The organism is Nocardia sp. NPDC024068, assembly GCF_040638875.1.
Taxonomy (GTDB): domain Bacteria; phylum Actinomycetota; class Actinomycetes; order Mycobacteriales; family Mycobacteriaceae; genus Nocardia.
Genome location: NZ_JBEZYU010000016.1, coordinates 95,951 through 105,236, shown reverse-complemented (window position 1 = coordinate 105,236; position 9,286 = coordinate 95,951). Strand labels below are relative to the sequence as shown.

Here is a 9,286-nt window from a genome sequence, read left to right as displayed (position 1 = left end):
CGGAACCGGGCATCCCGGAATCGTTCAAGGTTCTGCTCAAGGAACTCCAGTCGTTGTGCCTCAACGTGGAGGTGCTGTCCTCCGACGGCGCTGCCATCGAGATGCGTGACGGCGACGACGAGGATCTGGAGCGCGCGGCGGCCAATCTGGGCATCAACCTGTCCCGGAACGAAGCGGCCACCGTCGACGATCTGGCGAACTAGGGCGTTATCCGGGTGCCGAGTACGGATTCGGCTCGGCACCCGGGTATCGCGTTCGAACCATTAGAGAACTTTTGCTCGTAAGCGACCCGCACAGGGGAAAGGAAGTTACGTGCTAGACGTCAACTTCTTCGATGAACTCCGGATCGGCCTGGCCACCGCCGAAGACATCCGTAACTGGTCCTTCGGCGAGGTGAAGAAGCCGGAGACCATCAACTACCGCACGCTCAAGCCGGAGAAGGACGGCCTGTTCTGCGAGAAGATCTTCGGTCCCACCCGGGACTGGGAGTGCTACTGCGGTAAGTACAAGCGTGTCCGCTTCAAGGGCATCATCTGTGAGCGCTGTGGCGTCGAGGTGACCCGCGCCAAGGTGCGCCGTGAGCGGATGGGCCATATCGAGCTGGCCGCCCCGGTCACCCACATCTGGTACTTCAAGGGCGTCCCGAGCCGTTTGGGCTACCTGCTCGACCTGGCGCCGAAGGATCTGGAAAAGATCATCTACTTCGCCGCCTACGTCATCACCGCCGTCGACGACGAGATGCGGCACAACGAGCTGTCCACGCTCGAGGCGGAGATGGAGGTCGAGAAGAAGACCGTCGCCGACCAGCGTGACGCCGACCTGGAGGCCCGGGCGCAGAAGCTCGAGGCCGATCTGGCCGAGCTCGAGGCCGAAGGCGCCAAATCCGACGTCCGCCGCAAGGTCAAGGACGGCGGCGAGCGGGAGATGAAGCAGCTCCGCGACCGGGCCCAGCGTGAGCTGGACCGGCTCGACGAGATCTGGACCACCTTCACCAAGCTCGCTCCCAAGCAGCTGATCGTGGACGAGCTCCTCTACCGCGAGATCACCGACCGCTACGGCGAGTACTTCACCGGCGCGATGGGTGCGGAATCCATCCAGAAGCTGATGGAGAACTTCGATATCGCGGCCGAGGCCGAGAACCTGCGGGAGACCATCCGCAGCGGTAAAGGCCAGAAGAAGCTGCGGGCACTCAAGCGGCTCAAGGTCGTCGCGGCGTTCCAGACCAACGGCAACTCGCCGATGGGCATGGTGCTCGACGCCGTTCCGGTGATCCCGCCGGAACTGCGGCCGATGGTCCAGCTCGACGGTGGCCGTTTCGCCACCTCCGACCTGAACGATCTGTACCGCCGTGTCATCAACCGCAACAACCGCCTCAAGCGACTGATCGACCTCGGTGCCCCCGAGATCATCGTCAACAACGAGAAGCGGATGCTGCAGGAGTCCGTGGACGCGCTGTTCGACAACGGCCGCCGCGGCCGGCCGGTCACCGGCCCGGGTAACCGCCCGCTGAAGTCCCTGAGCGATCTGCTCAAGGGTAAGCAGGGTCGTTTCCGGCAGAACCTGCTCGGTAAGCGCGTCGACTACTCCGGTCGTTCGGTTATCGTCGTCGGCCCGCAGCTCAAGCTGCATCAGTGCGGTCTGCCCAAGCTGATGGCGCTGGAGCTGTTCAAGCCGTTCGTGATGAAGCGGCTGGTCGATCTGAATCACGCGCAGAACATCAAATCCGCCAAGCGGATGGTGGAGCGGCAGCGGCCGCAGGTGTGGGATGTCCTCGAAGAGGTCATCGCCGAGCACCCGGTGCTGCTGAACCGTGCGCCGACCCTGCACCGCCTCGGTATCCAGGCCTTCGAGCCGCAGCTGGTGGAAGGTAAGGCCATCCAGCTGCACCCGCTGGTCTGCGAGGCGTTCAACGCCGACTTCGACGGTGACCAGATGGCCGTGCACCTGCCGCTGTCGGCGGAGGCGCAGGCCGAGGCCCGCATCCTGATGCTGTCCTCGAACAACATCCTGTCCCCGGCGTCGGGTCGCCCGCTGGCCATGCCGCGTCTGGACATGGTGACGGGTCTGTACTACCTGACCCGGTTCGACGAGGGCGCCAAGGGCGAGTACCAGCCGTCCACCGCCGACGGTCCGGAGCAGGGTGTGTACTCCTCGCCTGCCGAGGCCCAGATGGCGGTCGACCGTGGTGAGCTGACCGTGCGGTCCAATATCAAGGTGCGGCTGACCGACCAGCGTCCGCCCAAGGACGTCGAGGCCGAGCTGTTCCCGGACGGCTGGCGTCGCGGGGACGCGTGGACCACCCAGACCACTCTGGGCCGGGTGCTGTTCAACGAACTGCTGCCCGCGGACTACGCGTTCATCAACGAGCCGATGCCGAAGAAGCGGCAGGCGACGATCATCAACGATCTCGCCGAGCGCTACCCGATGATCGTGGTCGCGCAGACCGTCGACAAGCTCAAGGACGCCGGCTTCTACTGGGCCACGCGTTCGGGTGTCACCGTCTCCATGTCGGACGTGCTCGTTCCGCCGGAGAAGGCCGAGATCATGGAGCGCTACGAGGCGCAGTCCGATCAGATCGAGAAGAAGTACCAGCGTGGTGCTCTCGATCACCAGGAGCGCAACAACGCCCTGGTGAAGATCTGGCAGGAGGCCACCGAAGAGGTCGGCCGCGCGCTGCGGGCGCACTACCCGGCCGATAACCCGATCATCACGATCGTCGATTCGGGCGCCACGGGTAACTTCACCCAGACCCGTACCCTCGCCGGTATGAAGGGCCTGGTGACGAACCCGAAGGGTGAGTTCATCCCGCGGCCGATCAAGTCCTCCTTCCGTGAGGGCCTGACGGTGCTGGAGTACTTCATCAACACCCACGGTGCGCGTAAGGGTCTGGCCGATACCGCACTGCGTACCGCCGACTCGGGTTACCTGACCCGGCGTCTGGTGGATGTCTCGCAGGATGTCATCGTGCGTGAGACCGACTGCGGTACCGAACGCGGCATCCTGGTGCATATCGCGGAGAAGCAGCCGGACGGCACCCTCATCCGCGACGCGCACGTGGAGACCTCCTGCTACGCCCGGACCCTGGCCTCCGACGCGCTGGACACCAGCGGCAACGTGGTGGTCGGCAAGGGCGCCGATCTCGGCGATCCGGCCATCGAGGCGCTGCTGGAAGCCGGTATCACCGAGGTCAAGGTCCGCTCCGTGCTGACCTGCGGCACCGGTACCGGAGTCTGCGCGGTCTGCTACGGCCGGTCCATGGCGACCGGCAAGCTGGTCGACATCGGCGAGGCCGTCGGTATCGTCGCCGCCCAGTCCATCGGTGAGCCCGGTACCCAGCTGACCATGCGTACCTTCCACCAGGGTGGTGTCGCGGGTGATGACATCACCGGTGGTCTGCCGCGTGTGCAGGAGCTGTTCGAGGCGCGTGTGCCCAAGGGCAAGGCGCCCATCGCCGAGGTGTCGGGCCGGATTCGGCTGGAGGACGACGACCGCTTCTACAAGATCACCATCATTCCTGATGACGGTGGCGACGAAGTGGTCTACGACAAGCTGTCCAAGCGTCAGCGTCTGCGTGTCTTCAAGCACGACGACGGTTCCGAGCGTCTGCTCGCCGACGGCGATCACGTCGAGGTCGGCCAGCAGTTGCTGGAAGGCGCGGCGGATCCGCACGAGGTGCTGCGCGTGATGGGCCCCCGGCAGGTGCAGATCCACCTGGTCCACGAGGTCCAGGAGGTCTACCGCTCGCAGGGTGTGTCGATCCACGACAAGCACATCGAGGTCATCGTCCGCCAGATGCTGCGCCGGGTGACGATCATCGACTCGGGCGCCACCGAGTTCCTGCCCGGTTCGCTCACCGAGCGTTCCGAGTTCGAGGCGTCCAACCGTCGTGTCGTCGCCGAGGGCAACGAACCCGCGGCGGGTCGTCCGGTGCTGATGGGTATCACCAAGGCGTCGCTGGCCACCGATTCGTGGCTGTCGGCGGCGTCCTTCCAGGAGACCACCCGAGTCCTGACGGACGCGGCGATCAACTGCCGCTCCGATAGGCTCATCGGTCTCAAGGAGAACGTGATCATCGGTAAGCTGATCCCGGCCGGTACCGGTATCAACCGGTACCGCAACATCCAGGTTCAGCCGACCGAAGAGGCCCGTGCCGCGGCGTACGCGGTGCCGTCCTACGACGACACCTACTACAGCCCGGAGGGCTTCGGCACCACCACCGGTGCCGCGGTACCGCTGGACGATTACGGATTCAGCGATTACCGGTAATCGGTAACCGCAGTGCAACTTCGGCCCCGCTCCTCTCGGAGCGGGGCCGAAGTTTTTCCGGGATTCAGCCCAGATTTCGCCGCCCGGCACGGGCGGCGAAATCATCGAGTGCATTCAGGATCTCGCGAGCCTGCCACATCCGATTGCGGCGCATACCGGTGAATTCGGTCAGGATTCCGGATTCGGTGAGTGGTCTGATGGCGCGCGCCGCATTCGATGGCGTGGTCACGAGTTCACGCGCTACGGTCGCCGCGTCGAATACCGGGATTCGTAGTGCCAGATCGGCAACTCGCCACACCATCGCCTCGGCCCTGGCCGTGATCAGCGAGTCCCAGCCCTGGCGGATTTCGGTGATCTCTGTCAGGAGAAGGCGGGCATTCGCGATCGCCGAGAACGATGCTTCGGCCATTGCGACCACGATCGGTGCCGGGTCGCCGGCCCGAAATGCAGTCAATGCCGAGAAGTAGGTCTCGACATCGGTGAGCAGTCCCGCTGCGATGGGAACTGTGACGTGCGGGGTGAGTTGCCGTGCCCGCAGTATCGAGTGGATGAGTGCTCTGCCCGTACGTCCGTTTCCATCGGGAAACGGATGAATCGTTTCGAATTGCGCGTGCGCGATGGCTGCGTGCGTAAGCACTGGGATGTCGTCACGGCGGATGAACTCCATCAGGTCGGCCATCGCAGCGGGCACACGGTCATGGTGCGGGGGAACGAACGTCGCTCCGTGCGGTCCGAAGCTGTCTCCGCCGATCCAGACCTGCTCGGTCCGCCATTGCCCGCCCGGTCCGGTGTGGTGCCCGTCCATCAGTGCCGCGTGCATACCGAGGACCAGGCTTTCGTCGAGATGTCCATCGAGGTCTATTGCCGTCTGCATCGCGTGGACGTTGCCGACGATCTCGACCGCATTGCGTTGGTCGGTCGCGCCCAGTTCGGCGAGGGCGATCGCCTTGGCTCCCGAGGTGAGATTCTCGATCCGGGAGGACGAGGTCGATTCCGACCGCAGCAGAATTGCCGCGAATGGTGCCAACCGCGAGCCGGTCTCGGCATCGAAGCGGGCGATTTCGATCGAGGCGTCGTCGGCCGCAGCGAGAGCGGCGCCGGGGAGCTGCAAGGCCTGCGCGGCGATCGGAACGAGCACCGCAGAGGTATAGGGCCCGCGATGACGTTCACGGACCCGGCGTGACACCAGATCGGGCGGGATGGTCGGAATCCAGCTCCGTTCTTCCCACGCGACTGGCGGCCAAGGCGCAACTGAATCCACGCCGGGATCTTATACTCATTTAGGCGATAAGTGAGTATATGGTGATCGGGTGTTCCCGATGGTGAAGCCGTCGAGCGGGGCGGCCGTAGTCGGATCAGGCGCGGGCGGCGGTATCGGCCGGGACCTGGTCGTCCGCGTCGTCGGTATCGGGCTCGGCGGCGGGCCGGGGCCGCGGCGTGGCGGTACGGGCGTGGGTCGCGTAGAGCGTCAGCCCGACGAAGGCGAGCCCGCCGACCAGGTTCCCGATGACGGTGGGGATTTCGTTCCAGATCAGATAGTCGCCGATGGAGAAGTCACCGCCGAGCAACAGCCCCGACGGGAACAGGAACATATTGACGATCGAATGTTCGAAACCCATGTAGAAGAACAGCATGATCGGCATCCACATGGCGATGACCTTGCCCGACACCGATGTCGACATCATCGCTGCCACCACCCCGGTGGACACCATCCAGTTGCACAACACACCGCGGATGAACAGGGTGAGCATGCCGGACGCACCGTGATCGGCGTAGCCGACCGTCCGCGAGACACCGATCTCACCGAGTTTCTGCCCGACCTCGTTGGGGTCCATCGAGAAACCCATGGTCACGATGATCGCCATCATCACCGCGACGGTGAACGCACCGGCGAAATTGCCAACGAAAACCAGCCCCCAGTTCCGCAGTACCGCGCGCCAATTGACGCCCGGCCGCTTGTCCAGCCAGGCCAGCGGGACGAGCGTGAAAACGCCGGTGAGTAGGTCGAAGCCCAAGAGGTAGAGCAGGCAGAAGCCGACCGGGAACAGCACCGCGCCGAGCAGCGGTTCGCCGGTCTGCACGGTGATGGTGACCGCGAACGCGGCGGCCAGCGCCAGGATCGCGCCCGCCATGAAGGCGCGGATCACCGTGTCCCGGGTGGACATGAATGCCTTCTCTTCGCCGGCGTCGATCATTTTGCCGACGAAATCCGCCGGTTTGAGGTACGACATGACACGTCCTTCGCTCGATGTGCTCTGGGCGAAGTGTGCGACGGCGAGATTTCCCGGCCGTATCCGGTCGAGCGCGCCTGCGTTACCGGACCCTCACCGTCTTCGCCGGGGCCCGTCACTCATCGGCCCTGGCCTGGTGAGCGGGGGTCCGCAACATCCGTATCGAGGATGTAAACAGTGGAATACGGATGCGGCTCCCGGGGTCCGGTGATGGCAGGCTTTCGGTGTTCTCGATGCTAGGAGTCAGGTATGGAACCGATCATGAGCAAGAGCGCGGCCGCCGATCTCGTGGTGGCGGCACGTATCCGCAAGGGTCTGTCGTGGGCCGAGATCGCCGATGCGCTCGGGGCTCCGCTGGTGTGGACCACGGCCGCGTTGCTCGGTCAGCATCCGATGACCCCGGAACAGGCAGATAAGGCGTGCGGTGTGCTCGGGTTGGACGCAGCGGTGGCCGAGGCCCTGGCGCTGCAGCCGGCGCGCGGTGCCGATCCCGCCCTGATGAGCGATCCCACCATCTACCGTTTCGTGGAAGCGATCTCGGTGTATGGTCCTGCGCTCAAGGAGCTGATCCACGAGGAGTTCGGCGACGGGATCATGAGCGCCATCAATTTCAAGGTCGATTTCGCCCGCCGGCCCGATCCGGACGGCGACCGGGTCGTCATCACCTTCGACGGGAAATTCCTCGACTACCGCTGGTGAGCCCCCGCCGCTACGTCCGCCCGGCCTGCCCGGCAGACGTAGGGGCGATCAGTCGTGGTGGGGGAGATCATCGGCCAGGCGTTGCAGATATCCGGCGAAGCGGCGCCGGTCGGCGGCCGGCCAGTTCTCGGTCAGCCGGTCGAAGACCCGGCGTTGCCAGTCGTGCGCGTCGGCCAGCAGCCGGTGCCCGGCGGGGGTGAGGTGCAACGCGGTGCGCCTGCGATCGAGATCGGACCCGTGTCGCGAGAGATATCCGGCCGCGGTGGCGTCGCGGACCATCCGGCTGGCGCCGGAATGATCGAGCCCGAGCTGATGTGCGACGGCGGTGATGGTGGCTTCGCCGGGTGAGTCGGCGGCTCCGGCCACCGCTTCGACCACCTGAACGTGCTGTGCGTGGCGCAGATCCGGCTGCCGATCCTGCGCGCCGCGCTGTATCCAGCGCCGGGACCAGAACCGGACCAGGCGGAACAGGGCGGGCCCGCCGTCCGTGGGGGTGGAGCTGCCGCTCATGTCCCCAATCTAACTCTTCGCATTTTTGCATGCTACTCGCATATATAATTTGTGTGAAACGCATATAGCTGAGGAGTAGCTGTCATGGTCGAATCGAGTGCCGGGGCAATGGCGGAGCCCGCGCGCATCGTGCTGAATCACACGATCGTGCCCGTGTCCGACAAGGACGCCGGGGCCGCGTTCTTCGCTCAATTGCTGGGACTGGCCGTCGGTTCGCAGACCGGCCCCTTCGTGCCGGTGCGGGTCAATGCCGATCTCACCTTCGATTTCGACGATCGGGGGCGTGCCGAACCCGGGCACTACGGCTTCCTGGTCGATGACGCCGTATTCGACGGCGTGCTGAACCGGCTCGCCGGCCGGCCCGATATCGCGTTCGGCTCGGGCCCGGCGGGTGGGTGGGATCGCCGGGTCGATCGGCTCGGCGGGGGTCGCGGGGTGTACGTGCTCTCGCCGGAAGGGCACAGCTACGAATTCTTCACCGCGGCCCCGCCACCGTCGCCGAATCGACCCACGACTTCTCGATGACCCGCGCGGGCATCGGGCTCAGCGTTCGCTGTCGAGCGCGGCCATCTGACCCGCTTCGTACCGGGTGCCCGCGGCCGCGTCGGCCGGAACCGCGGCTTCGATCTCGGCGACTTCCGCCGCCGTGAGCGAGACCGTGAGCGCACCGAGCGACTCCGCCCAGCGGGTCCGGGTGCGTGCGCCGATCAGCGGCACGATGTCCGCGCCGCGGCCGAGTACCCAGGCGATGGCCAGCTGGGCGGTGGAGCAGCCCTTCTGTTCGGCGAGACCGGCCAAGGTATCGGCCAGTTTCAGGTTCGCGGCGAGATTCTCGCCCTGGAAGCGCGGGGCGTGGGCCCGGTAATCGCCCGGGCGGAATCCGGCGTGTCCGCGCATCGAATCGCTGAGCAGCCCCCGCGACAGCACACCGTAGGCGGTGATCCCGATTCCCAGTTCGCGGCACACGGGCAGGATCTCGGCTTCGATTCCCCGCGAGATCAGCGAATATTCGATCTGGAGGTCGGCGATCGGGTGGACGGCGGCGGCCCGGCGCAGCGTTTCGGCGCCGACCTCGGACAGGCCGATATGGCGCACGTAGCCCGCTTCGATCAATTCCGCGATGGCGCCGACCGTATCCTCGATGGGCACGGTGGGATCCAAACGCGCCGGTCGATAGATATCGACGTAATCGACTCCCAGCCGCCGCAGGCTGTAACTCAGGAAATTACGCAGCGCCGCCGGGCGGCTGTCGAAGCCCTGCCAGGCGCCGTCCGGTCCGATCATGCCGCCGAACTTCACGCTCAGCACGGTGTCCTCGCGTGGACGATCGGCGAGGGCCCGGCCGATGAGCAACTCGTTGTGACCCATCCCGTAGAAGTCGCCGGTATCGATCAGCCGGGTACCGGCATCGAGCGCCGCGTGCACGGTGGCGATCGATTCGGATTCGTCCGCGGGCCCGTAGGAGCCCGACATGCTCATACCGCCGAGGCCGACCCGGCCGACGGTGGGGCCGGTGCTGCCCAGTCGTGAGGTCTGCATCTGTGTATTCGTCATGACGTCCACAGTGGCCGGGCGCGCGC

The 9,286-nt window shown here is 65.6% G+C and carries 8 protein-coding genes; 4 read left to right on the top strand and 4 right to left on the bottom strand.

Annotation, left to right across the window (positions count from 1 at the left end; translation table 11 throughout):
• Together AB0F41_RS16000 and AB0F41_RS15995 are read left to right on the top strand one after the other, a co-directional pair.
• On the top strand, positions 1-203 hold a 203-nt coding region (locus tag AB0F41_RS16000), incomplete at its 5' end, for a hypothetical protein (protein WP_357424333.1).
• 109 nt (positions 204-312) lie between these two features.
• Positions 313-4,266, top strand: coding sequence for a DNA-directed RNA polymerase subunit beta' (locus tag AB0F41_RS15995; protein WP_357424332.1), 3,954 nt, complete (start codon positions 313-315; stop codon positions 4,264-4,266).
• Positions 4,267-4,330: 64 nt separating this feature from the next.
• Here the strand turns inward: AB0F41_RS15995 and AB0F41_RS15990 are convergent, their stop codons facing one another.
• Entirely contained in the window at positions 4,331-5,404 is a 1,074-nt protein-coding gene (locus AB0F41_RS15990) for a Fic family protein (RefSeq protein ID WP_357424330.1), read from the bottom strand.
• A gap of 217 nt (positions 5,405-5,621) precedes the next feature.
• Entirely contained in the window at positions 5,622-6,497 is an 876-nt protein-coding gene (locus AB0F41_RS15985) for a formate/nitrite transporter family protein (RefSeq protein WP_357424328.1), read from the bottom strand.
• 249 nt (positions 6,498-6,746) lie between these two features.
• Between AB0F41_RS15985 and cynS the strand changes: the two genes are divergently transcribed.
• Positions 6,747-7,196, top strand: coding sequence for a cyanase (gene cynS, locus AB0F41_RS15980; protein ID WP_357424326.1), 450 nt, complete (start codon positions 6,747-6,749; stop codon positions 7,194-7,196).
• Between the two features lie 48 nt (positions 7,197-7,244).
• Here cynS and AB0F41_RS15975 read toward each other — a convergent pair whose 3' ends face one another.
• The gene (locus AB0F41_RS15975; RefSeq protein WP_357424324.1) at positions 7,245-7,706 is read right to left on the bottom strand and encodes a MarR family winged helix-turn-helix transcriptional regulator; all 462 of its coding nucleotides are present in this window, start codon (positions 7,704-7,706) and stop codon (positions 7,245-7,247) included.
• An 84-nt stretch (positions 7,707-7,790) separates the two neighbouring features.
• Here AB0F41_RS15975 and AB0F41_RS15970 point away from each other — a divergent pair, with 84 nt between their 5' ends.
• On the top strand, positions 7,791-8,231 hold the full coding sequence (locus AB0F41_RS15970; protein ID WP_357424322.1) for a VOC family protein: 441 nt from the start codon (positions 7,791-7,793) through the stop codon (positions 8,229-8,231).
• 18 nt (positions 8,232-8,249) lie between these two features.
• Here the strand turns inward: AB0F41_RS15970 and AB0F41_RS15965 are convergent, their stop codons facing one another.
• Positions 8,250-9,260, bottom strand: coding sequence for an aldo/keto reductase (locus AB0F41_RS15965; protein WP_357424320.1), 1,011 nt, complete (start codon positions 9,258-9,260; stop codon positions 8,250-8,252).
• Positions 9,261-9,286 lie beyond the last annotated feature (26 nt).

What these genes read in the sequence shown, in the direction of transcription:
- AB0F41_RS15985 (WP_357424328.1), bottom strand. Translation starts at nt 6,497, where the DNA reads ATGTCGTACCTCAAACCGGCGGATTTCGTCGGCAAAATGATCGACGCC.
- cynS (WP_357424326.1), top strand. Translation starts at nt 6,747, where the DNA reads ATGGAACCGATCATGAGCAAGAGCGCGGCCGCCGATCTCGTGGTGGCG.
- AB0F41_RS15975 (WP_357424324.1), bottom strand. Translation starts at nt 7,706, where the DNA reads ATGAGCGGCAGCTCCACCCCCACGGACGGCGGGCCCGCCCTGTTCCGC.
- AB0F41_RS15970 (WP_357424322.1), top strand. Translation starts at nt 7,791, where the DNA reads ATGGTCGAATCGAGTGCCGGGGCAATGGCGGAGCCCGCGCGCATCGTG.
- AB0F41_RS15965 (WP_357424320.1), bottom strand. Translation starts at nt 9,260, where the DNA reads ATGACGAATACACAGATGCAGACCTCACGACTGGGCAGCACCGGCCCC.